At 65.1% G+C, this 20,155-nt stretch carries 5 protein-coding genes; 3 read left to right on the top strand and 2 right to left on the bottom strand.

Annotated elements, in window-relative coordinates:
* Positions 1-16 precede the first annotated feature (16 nt).
* The 3 genes from ACVCL3_RS02730 (at position 17) to ACVCL3_RS02720 (ending at position 2,708) form a co-directional block, all read left to right on the top strand.
* Positions 17-733 (top strand): sigma-70 family RNA polymerase sigma factor, encoded by a 717-nt coding sequence (locus tag ACVCL3_RS02730; protein WP_447100361.1) that lies wholly within the window; start codon positions 17-19, stop codon positions 731-733.
* Between the two features lie 205 nt (positions 734-938).
* Entirely contained in the window at positions 939-1,838 is a 900-nt protein-coding gene (locus tag ACVCL3_RS02725; protein WP_447100360.1) for a transposase, read from the top strand.
* A gap of 282 nt (positions 1,839-2,120) precedes the next feature.
* Entirely contained in the window at positions 2,121-2,708 is a 588-nt protein-coding gene (locus tag ACVCL3_RS02720) for a DUF4291 domain-containing protein (RefSeq protein WP_447100359.1), read from the top strand.
* 13 nt (positions 2,709-2,721) lie between these two features.
* Here the strand turns inward: ACVCL3_RS02720 and ACVCL3_RS02715 are convergent, their stop codons facing one another.
* Both ACVCL3_RS02715 and ACVCL3_RS02710 read right to left on the bottom strand, forming a co-directional pair.
* Complete coding sequence (locus ACVCL3_RS02715) at positions 2,722-3,258, bottom strand: hypothetical protein (protein ID WP_447100358.1); 537 nt, start codon at positions 3,256-3,258, stop codon at positions 2,722-2,724.
* Between the two features lie 9 nt (positions 3,259-3,267).
* Positions 3,268-20,148 carry a putative Ig domain-containing protein gene (locus ACVCL3_RS02710; RefSeq protein WP_447100357.1) on the bottom strand — a complete coding sequence of 5,627 codons (16,881 nt, stop codon included), beginning with the start codon at positions 20,146-20,148 and terminating at the stop codon, positions 3,268-3,270.
* Positions 20,149-20,155: the final 7 nt, after the last annotated feature.

The raw sequence follows: 20,155 nt of genomic DNA, 5'->3' as shown, positions 1-20,155 counted from the left end.
CGGATGAGCAGGCACCTTGGACGGCGGTGAACAGACGCTCTGGGAGCGATGGCGTGGTGGGCGCGAATCCGTCGCCCGCGATGCGCTCATCCTCAAGTATTCATCCTGGGCACGGCTGGTGGCGCGCGACGTATACATGCGCGTGCATTCCCTGGGAGATGCCTGGCAGGATTGCGTCCAGAATGCGCTGATAGGATTGCTGGAGGCGATCGACCGCTTCGACCCGAATCGCCATATCAAGTTCGAGACCTATGCGCGCCACCGCATACGGGGTGCCGTATTCAATGGCTTGAGAACCTTGCGCGAAGGTCGTGCACCAGGAGCCCGGGGCGATGCTTGGGCGCGCGATCAGGCCAGCGCGCTGGCGGAACGTACCCAGTCGCTCGATGACGGTTCCGCGTCCGACCCGCTCGATGCCTTCGTGGCCATCACCGTGGGATTGGGTCTCGGCTTTCTGCTTGATCAAGAGTCCTTTCCCCCTGGCGCGGATGCTCCGCCGGACGCCTATGCCGAGCTGGAGAAGGAGGAGTTGAGGGCCTCCGTCATCGAAGGGCTAGGGCAGTTGGATGAGCGCGAGCAACTGATTATTACGCTGCACTATTACCACCACGTACCGTTCGTCGACATTGCGGCCCAACTCGGCGTCACCAAGGGCAGGGTGTCGCAGTTGCACAAGCGGGCTTTGGATCGGTTGAGGGCGGTACTGGGCAGCCGTGCATGGGCGGAGTACTGATCCTGGCGCCGGCGTATTTCACCCCTGTGAACGACGTCGCCCGCACCAGGCACTGAGCATAAAGACCTCCGCTGAGGCCTACGCCTTGGCGGCCTGACCCGTGCAGAAACCACTGGGTCATGATGTCGGCGCAACGCACACGCCCTAAACCGTTTCGACGTATCCAAGGAGAAGTGCCTCATCATCTTCGATGAAGGAAACCTCCGTGTCCCTGCTGCACTGGATTCTCACGTGGCTTCGCCGCCTGCTGAAATACCTTCGGCAACGACGCGGGCCACGCCAGCCATTCCGCCCTCGAGGCTGGCGCAGGGAGCTCCCCGTCTCGCCGGTACGCACACGCGCCAAGCCCGCATGGATACGCCAGGAAGTCATTGCCCTGGCGGTGCGGGCGCCCGAGCTTGGTTGCCGCACGCTCCAGCACATCTTCAACAGGCGCCACGAAGAAAAAGACTCCATCGGCCACGATTTCGTCTGGCGCGTCATGCGTGACCACCGGGCGGAGATCCGCCTTCAACGCCGGCAACTCAGGCGGCGCACCTACCGCCCCGGTAAACCCAATGTCGTCTGGGGCATGGATGGCACCGGCAAGACCGACCAGGCCGGCCGTACGCATTTTTTGCTCGGCATCGTCGATCACGGCACGCGCCGCTGCCTCCGCCTCAAGGCCCTGCCGGACAAGGCTACGATCACCATCCTGCGCCACCTGCTCGATGCCATCGAACGGCATGGCAAACCCAGGCGCCTGCGCACCGACAACGAGGCCGTCTTCAATAGCCCGTTGTTCGAGTTCGTACTCCACAGACTCGGCATCGAACACCAGACCATCGAGCGCCACTGTCCTTGGCAGAATGGCCGCATCGAGCGCTTCTTCGGCACGTTGAAGCAGAAGCTCGACCGCTGGGTCGTGCCGGACCGCGCCGGCCTCGACGCCTTGCTAGCCCAGTTCGTAGCCTGGTACAACCACGTGCGGCCGCACCAGCACCTGCAAGGCATGACACCCATGGAAGCCTGGAGCGGCAGCGGCCTCCGGGCACGCCCCGTGGTGCGCCGGGTCTGGTTCGAGGCTTGGGACGGCCTGCTGCAGGGCGAATACCTGCAGCGCTGAGTGCTATCTCAAGCCAGGCGTGCCACTGTCCGTTTTGCGGAGGAGCACGGGTGGCCAAGAAGGCGGAAATCTGATGAATTCGTGTGCCAGGCTGAGTCAACAGTGCACATGAAGCCCATGATTCGGCATCCTAAGTAACCAAAACCGGCCGATAGGTCTCAAAAAATTACCTTTCCCGCCCACAGAAATCACCTATTCGGACACCAGACGACACACCGCAGGAATCACTATTCGGACACCATACGGCACACCCCTGTTTCCCTGTTTTCGCTAAGAATAAAGATGATCGCAACCATTCCAACACGACAGATTCGCGCCGTCTACGACGATAAAACCATCCGCGTGTATCAGGCCTATTCGGATGTGATCGCCGATAGTGCACTGAAGCATCAAACCTTCGTCGCGCCGCCCTTCAAGATGGAGCGGATGACGTGGATCAAACCCTCGTTCCTCTGGATGATGTATCGCGCCGGCTGGGGCTTTAAGGACGAAGAGCAAAAACGCATCCTCGCCATAGACATCACGTGCGATGGTTTCGAGTGGGCGCTGGCGCACAGCTGCCCCAGCCATCCCGAACTGGGCATGAGCCACGACGAATGGGAGCAGCTCAAGAGTCGCTCCCCCGTGCGTCTTCAGTGGGACCCGGAACGGGATCTGTTACTGCAACCGCTAGAACATCGCGCCATCCAAGTCGGCCTCAGCAAGGAGGCCGCCCGATTGTACGTGGGGGAATGGATTCAGCGGATCACCGATGTCACGCCGCTGGCTCACGAAGTTCACTCACTTGTGACGGTAGGTCAGCTCGATAAAGCCACCGATCTACTTCCAAGAGAGGTCGCCTATTCTCCGCCGCGAGGTCCCGGGCAGTAGCCGGTCCTTCCTATCAGCTCTCAGCGCGCCCCTTTCCTCGCTCATTCAAGAGCTGAAGCAGATCAGCCCCTCCTTTCACCCAGAACTTCTCGTCTTCGGGAAATATTTCAGCGGGGTACTCAGTGGCGAAGTCTCTGAATTCCCCGTCCCATCCATCAGGAAGATATTTCTCCATCGGCGTGCCTCTCGGGTAGAAGGCAGCAACTCGTTCGTTATCGAAGTCCACAAAAATAATTGGGAAAAGATCAGCCACGTCCCACCAAGATTGGGCCTGAGAGTAGCGCCTGGCCAGTTCGACGCTCAACTGATCCTTGCCCACTTCGTACTCGCTCATGAAATCGAGAAATCGCTCAGCCGACTCTCGATTTACCACATGAACACCTCCGCGATCGGAGTCATCTAACTCGGGTGCAGAGTAGCCGCGATTGATGAAACTATCTCGCCACTTCCGATAGTCCAGAATCCAAAGGTCCCGTCCACTCCGAAACCATCGGATGCGCCCCTTGTGGCGAACAACGGCCACAACATTCTCTACGCTCGACTCAGTCATTCCGTAGTCCTACTTAGTTACCTTGCCGGAGCCAGGAATGGCTACTTCTTCCAGCCATTTCGCCCAAATCGGGGGCAATTCGTAAGAAACGCCCGGCGTGGTTGTATCAACAATCTTCGGGGCCAAGCCACCCTGATTCATTGGATTAGAGCCGTATCTGAACTGAGGAATGGCCTCACTTTCAATGAAGTCCCCCATCCACTTCGGCACATCGAAAGATACAACTTCTCCACCGGGCCGCTTGCTCAAGAAATATGCCGCATGTTCTTCGGTGCCTATGCTGACATTCAATGTCTTGTTCGCAATAGAAACATTGTTGTCCGCGTCTAGAGCAATGTGACGCCAGCTTGCGTTGGGCGGAGTTCCGCCTTGAACACGGAATATCTTGACGGTATCACCCGTGCTGTTTGCAACAATGAATCTACCACCCGCCAAGGGCCTAAGCCCACCCAAATCCCCGACGACTCCCAACTGGCTACCCAATGCGCTGAAGCCGCCAGTGGAGCCCACGAAATTCAGGCTGCCCAATGTATCACCAGCCATGCTGATAACCGTACGTGCTCCTGCGACGGCCAAGTCCCCCAGCTCACCCACTACGCGGGCAGCCGTTCCTGCACCCGCCGTCACCGCAAACAGCGGTACCTGCTCACCTACAAAGTTGCCCACATCATAGGCAATCTGTTCGGCGCTGTGGGTGCCATAGTAGTTGATCGCGCTCCCTTCCAGGTTGCTGGTCAGGCCAACGGCACCTTGATAGTCCTCACTGAGGCTGCGATCTTTGGCGACATACTCCAGGAAGCCAACGGTCGTGGACAGCGCCTGCGCCGTCTCCGTGCTGCTGAGGCCGCCTTCATGAGCTCGCGTAAACTCGTTGGAGACGAAGTTCCTCGCGCCGTTGTACGCATGGCCAATGACGGTGGCATCGATGCCGCCTTGATTGAAGGCGATGGCCTGGTCGGCGATGTAGGACGCGATGGCTTCCCGCGAGTAGTTGAAACCGTGCCAGATGCCCCGTGCCGCAGAGGCAGTCACACTCCATATCGAACCCGAAGTCGCCCGGGTTGATGGTTCTGCAGGCAGTACATCGTCCCTGACGGTGATGGGCAGGTCGTCCGGCACCCCAAAGGTCTGTACGGTATTCAACCAGTCCGCCTCGCGGCCGTTGCGCGCAATGAGGTACGGGTCGACATAGGTGCCGCTGTAAACGGTCGTGGTCGCGAGATGGGCCTTCTCGTAGGCGGTCAAGCCTCCGCCACCATTGCCGCTATCCGAGACGACGTCACTCAACTGGGTGACAGGATTCTCCGCATCTATCTCCGCCCACATTGCTGCTTGGTTCAGCGGATCGACGTGGCTGAAATCCACCCCTCGATGCGGATCGTTGCCGAGGACTCCCTCAACGAACGAACCGATCTGCTTCTTTGCCGAAGGCTCCACGGCCTTCCACTCGGCTTCACTGACGACATCTCCCACCATATTCCCCAACGCATTGCCAAAGGCATCCTCCGTAATCTGGCGGCTGTTGGCGCCTCGCGCACCGAGCAGCCTAGCCGTTTCGCTGTCGATGACACCGTTGACCAAGCCACCCACCACGTTGGAGGCAAACGTACCGCCCGCCACGTCGCCCCACTGCTGTTGCAACGTGCTGGGTAGGTGCAGGGCAGTGGTGGCTTCCGTACCGACTGCCGCTGCCGCCACGTCCACCCAGCTGAAATGGGCCGGCTCATTGACCAGCTTCTCGCCGGCGTAGTTGCCCACCGCGCTCGCCGCGCCAATCCCGGCGATCCGCGCATAGGCAACGGCGCTGCCGCCGTGGGCAGCGGCACTCAATTCGGACAGTTTCGCGCCGCCGCTGATTTCGCCGCCGAGGCCGGCGGTGAGGCCCGCACCGAGACCCGCGCCGAGCGCTTCTTTCAGCGAGAAGCCGTGACTGACGCCCAACGCATCCCCCGTCAATTGACCCGCCACGCTGCCAGCAAAGCCACCGGCGGCGGCAGCAAGCATGGCTTCGCCTAAGCCGAGCGAGGTGCCCGCGCCGCCCGCCAAGGCGGCGCCGCCTGCGGCCCACAGGCCGCCTTGAGCACCCATGGCGACGGCTGCGGCACCCGCGGTCAAAACGGTCGCCACGACAACCACCGCGATCACCACAATCATCGCCAGCGTGCTGCACCCCGCCTGACTCGGCGGCGGCGGCACCATCGGCAGGCTCGGCGTCGTACTCCCCACGATCTGCCCCGGGTCATACGGCTTGAACGTATTCGCCGCATTGCTGCTGGTGATGATCGAGGGCAGGGTGATCGCCTGGCCCACCACCAGGTCGTCGTCGCCAGTGAGGCCATTGGCCTCGGCCACGAGGTAGCCGTACTGGCTGTTGCCGTACACCGCCTGCGCGATGCCGGCTAGGGTGTCGCCGGCCTGGACGACATAGCTTTGGCGGCTGGCGCCGCTGCTGAAGCCGGTGAGGCTGCCCAGCACGTGGATGCCGCCGCCTTCGTCCAGGCTGCCGACCTGCTGGCCGTCGACGTAGGCGTAGTGGTCGATGGTGCTGTCGCTGTCCGCGGTGAAGGTATCGTTGCTGACCGTGCCGCGCCGCCGTTCGAGGATCTCGCCGCGGGTGTCGTAGGCGAACAGCCGGGTGTCGTCCTTGGCACCGCTGGTGCCCTGGCTGGTCTGGCTCACGGCGGTACGCCGACCGAAGGCGTCGTAGTAGCTGGTGTCGGTGGCCGGGATGTAGCCCTGCACCGTGGCCGTGCCGGTGGTGCTTTGCTCCAGGTAGCCGTCCTTCCGGATGTAGTTCACCGTGTAGTCGGCACCGAAGGCGCTGCCCCCGCCGCTGGGCGGCGGATTCTGCGCGTAGGAGTAGGCCTTGACGTTGCCGGCGTGGTCGAAGGCGGTGTAGGTGGTGGTGGAAGCCACCACGAGTGGGCCGTCCGCGGTGACGCTGGGCACCGCATCCTGGCCACCATCGGGCAGGGGGTCGCCACTCATCCAACGGTTGGCGATCTGCAACCAGTTACGGTAGGGCGCCTGGAAGCTGACCTGCTCGACCACCGCGCCGTCGGCGTTGTATGCCATCGCCTGACCGGACTGCAGCCAGCCGCCATCGGGCACGTAGGTGTAGCCGTAGGGCTTGTCTTGGGTGCCATAGACCGCGACGACGGAATCGTTGCGCAGGAAGCTGTTGGCGCCGACCTGGTGGCCGTCGGGGTCGTAAGTCATGCGCTGCTGCACGCCCAGGCTGCTTTCGTTCTGGGTGAGGTCGGTGGCGTAGTCCACCTCCACCTGCTCGTTGCGGACGTCGTACACCAGCCGCTGGCTCATCACGTCGCCAGCGGAGTAGCTCTTGGTGTAGGGCGTGCCGCCGTTGACGGTGTAGGTGTCGGCATTGAGGGTGTTGCGCACCACCACGTTGCCGGCCGCGTCGTACTGGTTGGTGTAGGAAGGTTCGTTGTAGCCCCCGGCGGTGATCACGATCTGGCCGTTGCTGAGGGCGCCGTTGCTCACCACCACCCGGTTGTCGGCGTCGTAGGTGAACCAATAGCTCTGGGTGTTGGGCGTGGTGCCGGTGGCTTCGGTCTGGGCCTGAACGGTTTGGGGCGAGGCCGATGGGGCGAAGCTTGTCGAAGCTTCGTCTGTGGATGATGCCGAGGACGACAGGCTGCCCATGTCCGGCGCCGCCATCAAGTTGTTGGCAGTTCCCAGTACGTCGACGCTGAACGTATAGGAAGTGGCCCGGCCCTGGCTATCAGTAGCGGTCAGCGTTACGGTGCCGAAGCGCTCGGCTCGGGCCTGGGTGGCGGTAAATGTCCGCGTGCCGGCATCGAAGTGAATATACAGGGGCGTGGTCGCCGTATAGGTCAACGCAAGCCCTGCCGGGCTGGTGAAGGCCGTGGCGGGGAACGTGTAGCTCAACGAGCCGGGGGAAAAGAAGATGTCGGAGGGTATGCCGCCGTTGTAGACCGGCGGCTGGTTGGCCGGCGGACTCACCGTGATCGTGAAGGTCTTGCTCGTCGCAGCCCCATGGCTGTCGGTGGCAGTGTAGGTGACCGTCCAGGTGCCGGTACCGGTCGGGGTGCCACTGAAGGCACGCGTGGCGGCATTGAAAGAGATCCCCGGCGGCAGGTTGCTGGCGCTGTAGGTGATCGCATCGCCGTTGGCGTCAGTGGCGCTCGGTGCGGTGTAGGCCGTCATGGCCGAGCCTTGCACCGCCGTCAGGTTGCTGGGCGCGGCCAGCGTTGGCGCCACGTTGTTGACGGTCAGCGTGAAGTTGGCGCTGGCGGTGCGGCCCAAGCCATCGGTGGCGATCACCTTGATCGTGTAGCTGCCCGCCGCCAACGCACCCACGTTGAAGCTCGTACCGCTCCAGGTCAGGCCAGACGGCAGCGCTGCGCCACTGGACAGCGTGGCCTGGTAGCTCAGGCCATGGTTGTAGGGATCGCTGAAGGTGCCGGCCGCGACCTCCACGACCGCGCCTGATGCGGGGTTGACCGTGTGATTGGCCAAGGTCCCCACAGCGACCGGTGGCGCATAGCTGTTGGTCAGAGTGAAACTGCCGGTGGCGCTGCCGCTCTGGGCATTGGTCGCGGTGATCTCGATCTGGTAGCTGCTGTCGTGCTGGATCGTGCCGTTGCCCACCGTGGAGATGTTGTAGTTCAGCGTGGTCGGTACGCCGGTAATCGTGCCGTTGGTGCCATTGATGCTCAGGCCGACGGTGCTCAACGCCACCCACTGTGCGGCGATGGTGCGGGTGCCGACATCGGTGCCACCGGCGACCGGGTAGTCCTGATCGTGTGCGGGGATCAACACTAGGGCGGTGTAGGCCAGGGCCCCACCGTCGGATTCGGTGAAGGCCCCGCTGGGCAGCGTCAGACTCAGCGACGCGCCGCCGATCACGCCGGTGCGATTGGTCAGCGTGCCGTGGTACACCGGCGCTGGCTGGATGTAGGCCGTGACCGTGATGGTGAAGGATTTGCTCGCCGTGGCACCGTGGCTGTCGGTGGCCGTGTAGGTCACCGTGTAGGTGCCCAAGGTGGTTGGCGTGCCGCTGAAGGTGCGCGTGGAGGCGTTGAAGCTGAGGCCTGGCGGCAAGCCGCTGGCGCTGTAGGTGAGGGCGTCGCCGTTGGCGTCGGTGGCTGCCGGCGCCTGGTAGGCCATGGCCACACTGGCCATCACGACTTGATTGGCCGGTGATGCACTGAACACCGGAACCGCGTTGGTGCTGGTAATGGCGAAGGTCTTGCTTGCCGTGGCCCCATGGCCGTCGGTGACGGTGTAGGTGACCGTCCAGGTGCCGAGGGCGGTCGGCGTGCCGCTGAAGGTGCGGGTGGCGGCGTTGAAGGTGATACCCGGGGGCAGGTTGCTGGCGCTGTAGGTAAGCGCGTCGCCGTTGGCGTCGGTGGCGGCCGGCGCCTGGTAGGCCGTCATCGCCACGCTGGCCAGGGTCGAAAGGTTGGTCGGCGACGCGCTGAACACGGGGCCGGCATTGTTGACGGTCAGCGTGAAGTTGGCGCTGGCGGTGCGGCCCAGGCCGTCGGTGGCGATCACCTTGATCGTGTAGCTGCCTGCCGCCAACGCACCCACGTTGAAGCTCGTACCGCTCCAGGTCAGGCCAGACGGCAGCGCTGCGCCACTGGACAGCGTGGCCTGGTAGCTCAGGCCATGGTTGTAGGGGTCGCTGAAGGTGCCGGCCGCGACCTCCACGACCGCGCCCGAGGCAGGGTTGACCGTGTGATTGGCCAGTGTCCCCACGGCGGCGGGTGGCGCGTAACTGTTGGTCAGGGTGAAGCTGCCGGTGGCGCTGCCGTTCTGGGCGTTGGTCGCGGTGATCTCGATCTGGTAGCTGGTGTCATGCTGGATCGTGCCGCTGCCCACCGTGGAGATGTTGTAGTCCAGCGTGGTCGGGACGCCGGTGATCGTGCCGTTGGCGCCATTGATGCTCAGGCCGACGGTGCTCAGCGCCACCCACTGTGCGGCGATGGTGCGGGTGCCGACGTCGGTGCCGCCGCCGACCGGGTAGTCCTGATCGTGTGCGGGGATCAGCACCATGGCGGTATAGGCCAGGGCCCCGCCGTCGGATTCGGTGAAGGCCCCGCTGGGCAGCGCCAGATTCAGCGACGCGCCGCCGATCACGCCGGTGCGATTGGTCAGCGTGCCGTGATACACCGGCGGCGGCTGCACATACGCCGTTACCGTGATGACGAAACTGACCTGAGTGGCGGCTCCGCGGCTGTCGGTAGCCTTGCAGGTCACCGTGTAGGTGCCCAAGGTGGTTGGCGTGCCGCTGACGGTGCGCGTGGAGGCGTTGAAGCTGAGGCCTGGCGGCAAGCCGCTGGCGCTGTAGGTGATGGCGTCGCCGTTGGCGTCGGTGGCTACAGGGAGCTGGTACGCGGCCATGGCCACGCTGCTCATCACGCTGACGTTGGGCGGCACGGCGCTGAACACAGGCGCCGCGTTGGTGACGGTCACGGTGAAGGTGGCATGGGTGGCGCCGCCGTGGATGTCGGTGGCCGTGTAGGTCACGGTGAAGCTGCCGTTGGCGGTCGGCGTGCCACTGAACGTGCGAGTGGACGCATTGAAGGCCATGCCGGCCGGCATGCCGCTGGCGCTGTAGGTGATGGCATCGCCGTTGGCATCGGTGGCTGCCGGTGCCTGGTAGGCGGCCATCGCGACGCCAGCGGCCGTCGTGAGGTTGATCGGGGCGGCCGTGAACACTGGCCCGGCATTGTTCACGGTCAGCGTGAAGTCGGCGCTGGCCGTGCGGCCCAGACCGTCTTTGGCGGTGATGGTGATCGTGTAGCTGCCACTGGCGACGACGCCCACGTACAGGTTTTGCCCGCTCCAGCTCAAGCCGCTTGGCAATGCGCTCCCGCCGGCCAGTGCGGCGGTATAGGTCAAGCCCTGCCCGTAGGGGTCGGAGAACACACCGGTCAGTGCGACGGCGATCGCTCCCGTTTCCGGATTGGCCGACAGGTTGGACGGCGCCTGCTGTACGGCCGGCGGCGCAAAGTCATTGCTCAGCGTGAAGGTGCCCGCTGCGGTCTCGGCCTGGCCGTTGGTGGCAATGATCTCGATCTGGTAGCTGGCATCGTGCTGGAAGGTTCCGGCGCCCACGGTGGAAATGTTGTAGTCCAGCGTGGTTGGCACCCCGGCGATCGCTCCGGTGGTGGCGTTGATGGTGAGGCCCACCGTGCTCAAGGCGACCCATTGCGCCGCGATGGTGCGGGTGCCGACGTCGGTGCCACCGTTGACGGGGTAGTCCTGTTCGTGCGCCGGGACCAGCACCATGGCGCTGTAGGTCAGCGCGCCGCCATCGGGCTCGGTGAAGGCACCGCTGGGCAAGGTGAAGTTGACGGCGCTGCCGCCGATGACGCCGGTGCGATCGGTCAGCGTGCCTTGGTAGACCGGCGCCGGCTGCACGTAATGCACCACGGTGACGGTGAAGTGCGCCTCGGCCGCCTGGCCCTGAGGATTGGTAGCCTTGAGGTACAGGGTGAAGATCTGGTTCTCGGCGCTGAGCGGTGGTGTCCCGCTGAAGGTCAGCGTGGCAGGGTTGAAGCTCATCCAGCTCGGCAGGGCGGCATCGCTTTCGATGCCGCCGCTCATGCTGTAACTGCCGGCGGTGAAGGTCAGCGCGTCTCCGTCGGCCTCGCTGAAGTCGCTGGCGGGGTAGCTGAAACTGAAGGCGCGGGTGGCGGGGATGCTCTGGTCGCCTACGCCGCCGACGTAAACCGGCGGGGTCGACGCGATGGTGAGGGTCAGCGTTTCGCTCGCGCTGCCACCGTTGGCCGCGGTGGCGGTGACCTTGAGCGCGTAGCTGCCGATGCTGCCCACGGGCGGGGTGCCCGTGAAGGTGCACGTGCTCGGGTTGAAGCTGAGCCAGGACGGCAGAGCCGCCCCGCTGCCAAGGGTGGCGCTGTAGGTCAGGGCCGACCCGTTGGCGTCCGTGGCGGTGGGGACGGTGAAGCTCAGCGCGCCATGCACACTGCCGGTGGAGTTGGTGGTGCCGCCGGTAAATACCGGATCCACCACCGGCACAGTGACGCCGAATGTGCTGCTGACGCTCTGGCCATTGACGTCGGTGGCGGTGACGGTGACGGACCAGCTGCCGGCGGTGGTCGGCGTACCGCTGAAGGTTCCGTTGGCGTTGAAGTGCATCCAGCCGGGCAGCGCGCTACCGTTGGCCTGCTTGGCGGTGAAGGTGAGTCCGAAGCCGATGTTGTCCACAAAGTAGTCGGCCGCGTTGAAGGTCCAGGCTTGGCCCGGCGCGGCCGTCTGGCCAGCGAGGCTGCCGGTCGGTGCACCGCCGGTACCGGTGATGGGCGAGGCTGAGGGGCCGTACGCGCTTTGCACGAACACGGCGCGGCGGTTACCGACTGCATCGTAGTTGATGACTTCGCGCGACGTGATGATGCCGGTGCTGTTGTCGCGGGTGCTGACCACGCTGATCCGGTTGTGGCTGTCGTAGCTGATGTCGGTCTGGTCCTGGATCTGCAGCCCGGCACCGTCGCTGGTCGAGGTGATGTCGGATACCGTGTTGCCGTTTGCGTCGTATTGGTAGGTATCCGAAGCGCGCGCCACGCCATCCACGCTTTCGGACACCTGGGCGATCTGGCCGTCGGCTTCGTACGTGTAAACCTGGACGCTGGTGCTGCCGTTCCAGCCCGCGGCCAGATAGGCCGGATCGGTTTGGCCGGCCGGCACCCAGTGGCTGGTGATACTGGTCAACAGGCCGGAGTTGGCATCGTAGGCGTAGCTGGTTTGCGCACCGCTGAGATCCGTGTGCGACTGGACTCGCCCGAAGTAATCGACGTCCCAGCTTTGGCTATCGCCGTTGGCGGTGGTGTTGCCGATCTTGTTGCCGTTGACGTCGTAGGTGAACGTCTCGGCCCAGCCGTTGGCGTGCTGGATCGGGGTCTGGCTGCGGATCACCCGGTGCTGGCTGTCGTAGTCGTAATACGCCGTATTGCCCAGCGCGTCGGTGACCCGGATGCGGTCGCCATGGCTGTTGAGCGTGTAGGTTTGCTGCGCCTGCTGGGTTCGTTTGGTGCCATCGCTATTCAGCAGAAAGTCGCCTTGGGCGGTGACCTGGCCGCGGGCGTCGTAGGCGGAGTAGGTGATGTGAGCCACCGGGCCGGTCGCCGTGTTGACCGGCGGGGTTTGCTGCGCCACCGCGCGGCCAAGTGCATCGTAGGCGGTGTAAGTGAGTGCGCCTGCTGCATCCTCGGCCGTGGTGAGGTTGCCGGCGTCGTCATAGGCGTTCCATGCGGAATGGCCGTTCTCGTCGGTCACGCCCATCAGCTGGCCGGCGATGTTGTAGTACCAGGTCTTGGTGGGCGTGGCCCAGGTGCGCACGCCGCTGTCGGACACCACCAGCACCCGGGCCTCGACCTCGCCGATCAGGTGGTTCTGGCTGTCGTAGGTGGCGGTGGTGGTATTGCCGTTGGCATCCGTGGTGGAGGTGACGTTGTTCCAGCGGTCGTAGGAGTGGATCACCGGATTGGCGCTCTCACCGGTGGCGGCCGTGGCGCTGGGCGCGGTTTCCGAGATGACGCGGCCGGCCAGGTCGCGAAGATAGGCGGTCCAGACATAGCCGCCCGGCCCCTGGTAACCGTCGCCTCGCAGGCGTCCGGAAAGGTCGTAACCGAGGTTGTGCACGATACCGGTCTTGGCATCGGGCTCATCGATCAAGTTGCCGCCGTTGTCGTAGGTGTAGGCCGCCTCGTAGCCCTGCTGGTCGCCCTTGGCGACGATTTCGCCGAAGGCGTTGTACTTCACTTGGGTGTAGCTGTCGTTACCGCTCTGGCCGGCACGCTGCACGGCGGTGCTCAGCTGCTGGTTGTTGGCGTCGTAGCGATACGTCGTGGTGACCGTGCTGGAGGCGCCGTTGGCGGTCAGCGCATAGCTCTGGGTCAGCACGTTGCCGTTGTTGTCGTAGGTGCTGGTGGTCACCACCCCCATGGCATCCGTGCTGGTCAGCTGGTTGCCGCGCGCATCGTAGGTGGCTTGCGTGGTCTGCGACAGGCCACCGGCCGAGGTGGTGGTGCTCAGTGCGTGGCCCAGCGCGTCGTAGACGTAGGTCGTCACCGGACTGACTGTGGTGTACAGCTCGCCGCTGGTGAGGTCATCCCCCGGGGTGTTCTGAAGTTTCGACTGCCAGTCGGCCACCAGCGCCAGGCGCGCCGGTGCGGTGACACTGGCCACCCTGCCGGCAGCGTCGTAGGTCGTGCTCGTGGTGGCGCCGTTGACGGTGACACTGAGCAGGCGATTCTCGCCATCGTAGGTGTAGCTGGTGACGCTGCTGGCTGTGGCGGCACCGGGAGCGCCGTCGAGCTGGCCCAGCGTGCCGCCGGCATAGGTGACGGTGCCGGTGTCCGTTTCGGCGACCTTGCGGCCGATCAGGTCGTAGTTGAAAGTGCTGCTGCGGTTGCCGCCGCTGGCGGCGGTCGGCGCCGCGGGCAGGGCAGGGGCCGCCGCAGTGGTGATCGCGCTGGTGCTGATCGCCTGCGCATACTGCACCGTGCCGGTGACCTGGCCGAACGCGTCGTAGCTGGTGGTGGTCACGTACCCTTGTGGAGCGGTGTACTGCCCGGTGGGCATGACCGTCATCACCGCGCGGTCGAGGTTGTCGTAGTAGGTGTAGGTGGTGGCCCAGATCGCTGGCGTGGTGGTGCTACCCACGGTCAACGCCCCTTGGATCAGGGTGGCGCTGCTGGTGGCGTTGCCATAGGCGTCGTAGGTGTAGCGGGTGGTCGGCGCCCCGGTTGTCCAGGTGCCAGCCAACGGTCCCATGGACAGCGTATAGCTGATGGACGGCTGGATGACCTCGATTTTTTGGTTGCGCTGGTCGTAGGTGGTGGTGAGCGTGCGGTCGCTGCCGGAGGTCGTCAGGCCCTGCTGGACCTGCGCCAAACTCAGCGGCTGGCCGGCACTCCAACCGGCAATGGCCGCCGTGTTCAGCGCAGCGGCGTAACGGGTGAGCGCCGTGACGTTGCCGTAGGCGTCGTACGAGGTGCCGGTGACGTAGCCATCGGCATCGACGGCATAAGCCACTTGGCCGTCGGCGTCGTAGGCCTTGTACTGGTAGTGGCCGTTGGCATCCTTGTCGACCACGGCCTGGCCCAGGGCGTTGTAGGTGACTTGGGTGGTGATACCGCCGGGGTACGTCGTCGTGACTTGGTGGCCGACGGCGTCATAGGCGTAGGTGGTCGTGCTCGTCCATGTCGCCGTGCCGACGGTGCTGCCGGCCCCTTGGCTGATCGCAGTAACGTTGCCTATGCCGTCATACTGGTACTCGGTGTAGAGGTGGACGCTGCTCTCGCTGCCGACGGTGACCGTCGGCGACTGCACCAGGATCTTGCGCCCGCCCGCATCGTAGGTGGTCGTGGTGAGGTGGCCGTCGCGGTCGGCCTGGGTCAGCGACAGGCCGGTGGCGTCGTAGGTATAGGTGGCATTGACACCCAGCGCATCGCCCGTCGTCAGCACGCGACCGGTGGCGTCGTAGGTGGTGGTGCCGATATGGGCGCCGTCGGTGCCAGCGGTGTTCACGGCGGCGGCCAGGCTCGCGACGGTGAGTACGCCGGGTAGGACGATCGCGTGGGCATAGGCCAGCGTCTTCAGGACTCGGCCGTCGGCGTCATACTGGGTTTCGGTCACCTGAAAGGCGTTGTCGATGCGGTAGCGCAACCGCCCAGCGGCGTCGTATACGCTCTGGTCGACCTGTTTCGGTGCACTGGCCAGCGCTTGCGTCACGCTGTCCGTGCTCAACTGGGCACTCAGGGCCGAGCCCAGGGCCAATGGCAAGGTGCTGCCGTATGCGACGCGGGCGATAACCCGGCCAGCCGCGTCATAGCGCTGCTCGCTGACCATGCCGACGAGCTGGCCGGCGACCGTGTTCTGCTGCACCACGAAGCGGACATGGCCATCGGCGTCGTACAAGTTGAGCGTGGCGTGTGCGTTCGCGTCGGTGTTGCCGGCCCCGCTGATCAGGCTGGCCAGCGAGGACAGCGCCGTCGCCTGCGACGTCTGCAAGACCGTGGCCTCGCCCGCACTCACACTGATCGCGTGGGCGTAGGCCAGCATTTCGCTGACTCGGCCGGCGGCGTCGTAGCGCGTTTCGGTCACATACCCCTGCGGGTCGATGCGGTAGCGTACTTGGCCTTCGGCGTTGTACGCGTTGTAGGACACCGTGTCGCCGGCATCGGCCACGATGTCCGCTCCTACGGCTGACGCCGTCGGGGCGTTGCCCAGCGCGGCGAGTTGGGCCGTGCTCAACGGCGTGGCGTACGCGCGCACCGCTGTTACTCGTCCGTCGGCGTCGTACGTCGCCTGGGTGACCGCACCGGCCGCATTGATGGTGAAGATCTTCTCGCCCGCTTCGTCATAGACGCTTCGCGTGACGTGGCCGTTGGCGTCGGTGACGGCGACCAGCCGGTCGTCGGCGTCATAGGTGTAGCTCGTGGTGAGCCCCAGCCCGCTGGGATCGATGATCTGCTGGCTCAGGCGCTCGAGGTTGTCGTACACGTACCGGGTGGTGCGTGCCGCCCCGGTACCAGCGCCGACCGTGACAGTCAGCGTCTTGCCGGCGCCGTCGTACGTGTACGTGGTGGTGAGGTTGAGCTTGCCGGCGCCGGCATCCTGGACCTCGGTGAGCACGCGGCCATCGGCATCGTAAGTGTAGGTGGCGACCGTCCCGGTCGGATCAGTCATGCTCAGCTGGCGGCCTTCGCCGTCGTAGGCGTACGTCGTCCGCAGTGCCAATCTATCCGGGTCGACCGTGCGTGACAGCACGCGGCCGGCGGCATCGTAGCTGTAGGCGATCGCGTGCCCGGTAGCGTCGGTGGTGCGGATCAACTCGCCGTCGGCGTCGTAGACATCGGTGGCGGTATGGCCCAGGGCATCGGTGGTGGTCAACCGCCGGCCCTCGGCGTCATACGTGTACGTCGTGACGTTGCCAGCGCCGTCCGTCACGCTCACCGTGTCGCCGTATGCGTTCGTCACCGTGGTCAGGGTCACGCCATCGGACGTGGTGACCAGGGTCTTGTGCTGGGTCAGGTCGTACTGGTACGTCGTGAGGTTGCCCAGCGCATCGGCCCGCGTCAGCACGCGGTCGAAAGCGTCGTAGGTGGTCTGTGTGGTTCGCGCCACTCCACCGATGGTCTGGCTGCTGCTGACCTGGCGTCCTAGGCGGTCATAGCCGAAGGTGACGACGTGCCCGTCGCCATCGGTGCGGCTCGTTACCCGCCCGAACGCGTCGTAGGTGGTCGATACGCTGCGAGCCACCGCGGTACCGACAGCGTCCGCCTCGCCGACCTGCTCGCCGCGTGCGTCGTAGGTGAAAGTGCTAAGAGTGCTGTTGGAGGCGCTCAACGCGCTGCCCGGTGCACTCAGCTGTTGCTGCACTTGCATGCGATCGCCGAAGGCATCGTAGACGTAGGCTGTCTGGTAACCCGCGCCATCCGTCACGCTGGCCACCTGACCATCCAGGGTGTAGTGGTAGGTGGTCAGGGCGTTGGCATCATCCGCCACCACCGGCAGCGCCGCGACCGCCGCCGAGACCTGCGCCAGTGTCGCCGTGGCCGGGTTGAGCGTGGTGCCGCTGCTGCTGCCGCCGGTAAGCGTGAGGACGGCGGCATACGTGCGTGTGCTGGCCACCTGCCCGAAGGCGTTATAGGTGAACGCCGTGACGTTGCCCAACGCATTGCGCGTGCTGCCCGTGGGCTGTCCCTGCACCGTGTAGGCGACCCGGCCCTCGGCGTCGTACCAGGTCCAGACCGTGTTGCCCAGCGCATCGGTGGCGCGGATGCGTTGGCCTAGAACGTTGTAGGCGTAGGTCGTCGTCGATTGGGTACCGTCGGTATGCGTCAGCGTCTCGCCGAAGGCATCGTAGGTCGCGCTAGCTGTGCGCGCCGCGCCTTGGCCTGCACCTGGCGTGACCGTGGTGCTCAGCAGTTGTCCCGTTGCGTTGTAGTGGTATGCGGTCACCGTGCCGTCCGCGGCGGTGCTCGAGACGATCTGGTTATCCGCGTCGTACGTGGCCGTGCTGACCTGGCTAGCAGGCGTGCTGCCGAGCAGGCCTACCAGGGTCGCCACGCTTTCCGCTCCGGTGAGGGCGGCCTGCTGGCTGGCGGTCAGGGCCATGGCGTAACGCGCCGTCGTCGTGGTGTGTGTGGTCTCGTCATACCCCATCGCGGTGAGGTAGCCGTCTGCATCCACCTGCGCTACGACCCGGCCGTCGCCGTCGTAATAGGTGCGCACGACCTGATCGTCCGCACTGACCGTGAGAGCGTCTCCCTGCAGCGTGGCCAGCGTCGGCGCACTATCCAGTGCGCTGCGCTGCGCTGGGCTCAGGGGAACCGCGTACGCGGTGGTTCGCGTCGCTCGATCGGCACCGTCGTACTCGGTGACCGTCACGAAGCCGGCCGCATCGACTGTCGCCGCTACCCGGCCATCGGCGTCATAGAGCGTGTAGTCGGTACGATCCTGCGCGTCGGGATGAAGCGCCGCCTGCAGTGCCGCCCACGTGGGTGCATTGCCCAGAGTCGCCAACTGTGCGGCCGTCAGCGCCGTCGCAAACGCCGTCGTCGCGATGGCCCGGCCCTCGCCGTCATACCGCGTGGTGATGACGTGACCCTCGGCATCGATCGTGGCCAGTACGCGTCCGGTGGCGTCCATCACCACGCGTTGGATATGGTCGTCGGCACTGGGCGCCGGCACCGGCAAGCTGGCGGGGAAACTGGCGGTGAGCGCGCCACCGCTGATCCAGCCCGCAGTGCTGATCGCGGTCGCATACTGGGTGGTGCCGATGACGTGCCCAGCAGTATCGTAGGCAATGGAGCTGACGGCGCCCGTCGCGTCCACCGTGCCAGCAACGCGACCGTCGGCATCGTAGAAGGTGTAACTGGCGTTGCCAGCCGGATCGATGGTGGCCACCTGACGACCGGCCGCGTCATAGAGGTAGGTGGTGACGCGACTGGTCTGACCGCTGGCCGACTGCGTGCTGCTGAGCAGCCGCCCGGCGCTGTCGTAGGCCTGCGTGGTGGTCAGTCCGTTGGCCTGGACGATCGCCAACGTGCCGTTGCTGTCGGTGTAGACGTAGCTGGTGGCCTGGTTCAACGGATCGGTGCGGCTGATCAGGCGCCCCAGACCGTCGTAGGCGTAGCTGGTGATCTCGGGGGTGGCGTGGCCGGCCCCGCGTTCTGTCGCGCTCTGCAGCAACTGGCCCCGCACGTCGTAGACGAAGGTGCTGACCACCGTGCCAGCATCGAGCACGCCGGCACCGGTGCTGTCGACGGTCGCCCATTGCGTTTGCGTCGCCAGCTGGCCCCGCACGTCGTACTTGTAGTCGGTGCGCGTGCTTTGGCCCAGGGAGGCCTGGGTCGGTGCACTGGCGAACCATGCCATGAACTGGGCCAGCGTCGGCGGCGTGTCCGGGCTTGCTCCCGTCAAATCGAAGGTGGACACCAGACCATGCTGCGTGCTGCTCAGCACCACGCGGCCGTCGCTCGTGCCGGTATAGGTGTAGCCGGTGACGTGGCCCAGCGGATCGATGACCGCCGCCAGCCGGTTGCCGTCGGTGGCGTCGTAGTAGACGTAGTACGTCGTCTCCCCGCCGCTGGGTGGAACATAGCCGGCTTGGCCCACCACGCCCTGCGCGGGCGTGGTGTAGGCGGTCCGGGAAAGGATCTGGTTGAGGTCGTTGTACGTGTAGCTGACGGTGTGGCCGGTGGGATCCTCCTTGGCCAGCAGGTTGCCCCTGGCGTCGTATCTGTAGCTCGTCACACCACCATCGGCATCGGTCGCGGCCAGCAGGTTGCCGTTGAGGTCGTACTGGTAACTCGTGGTGGGCGTTTGACCGTCGACGGTCGGCGCCATCACCTGGATCAGGTGGCCGGCATCGTCATACTGGTAAGTGGTCGCCTGACCCAGCGCATTGGTCACCGTCGTGGTGCGACCGTCCAAGTCGTAGCTGAGGGCGATCGCCTGCGCCGCCGCGCCACTTCCAGTCGTGATCGTCGCCAGACGCCAGCTGCCGTCAGTCTGGGCGGCGTAGGTGTAGCTCACCACCGTGCCGTCGCTCTGGCTGACCGAGGCTACCCGGTCGCTGGTGCCGTCATACGTATAAGTGGTGGTGTAGCTCGCCGGAGTGGCGTCAGTGTCCGAACCCAAGGCGGTGGTCACGACGTCCAGCCGGCCTTGGCTGTCGTAGTGATAGCTCACCTGCTGACGGGTGACCGGCGTGCTGCCGCCGGGCGGCACTTCCTGGATCGTCAGACTCGTCAGCTGGCTGCCGGTGTAGGCGAAGATCAGGCTGTCGCCATCGGCCGCCGTGATCGCGGCGAGCTGGCCGTTGCTGTAATTGAAGCTGTAGCTGGCACCGGTCTGCAGATCGCTCAGTGCGGTCAGTCGGCCGCTGGCGTCATAGGTCTCCTGCCGCTGGTCGGATGAACCCGCCGTGTCGATCCAGGTCCAGGTCGAGGTACCGGCATCCCAGCTCAGGGTGTCCGACGGACCACTCTGCCCGGTGCTGACGTATCGGCTCGCCGTGGTGTCGTAGGCGTACACCACCGACGAGCCGTCGTCATCCGTGCGCGTGATCGTGCTGCCGGCGGTGTCGAGCGTCCCGGTGAGACCGCCAACCGTTCGGCTGAAGCCGAACAACCAGCCCTCGTTCCCGCTCAGCTGACCCTGACTGTTGTAGGTGCGAAGCGCACTCAGCGGCAGTCCGCCGAAGATCATCCCCTCGTCGGCGTTTTGCAGGACGAGGTTGCCACTGGCGATGTTGAGATACTGGCCGACACGGCCTTGGCCCACGGTCGCCTGGCCTCCCGGGCCCAGCTGCCGCAAGGAACTGTTGTCCAGACCGAGCCCGTTTCCTGCGATGACTGCGACCATCGTCCTG

It is taken from the genome of Rhodanobacter sp. UC4437_H4, assembly GCF_052978425.1.
The sequence above is the reverse complement of the archived record's forward strand: the minus strand, read 5'-3'. Positions and strand labels throughout refer to the sequence as shown.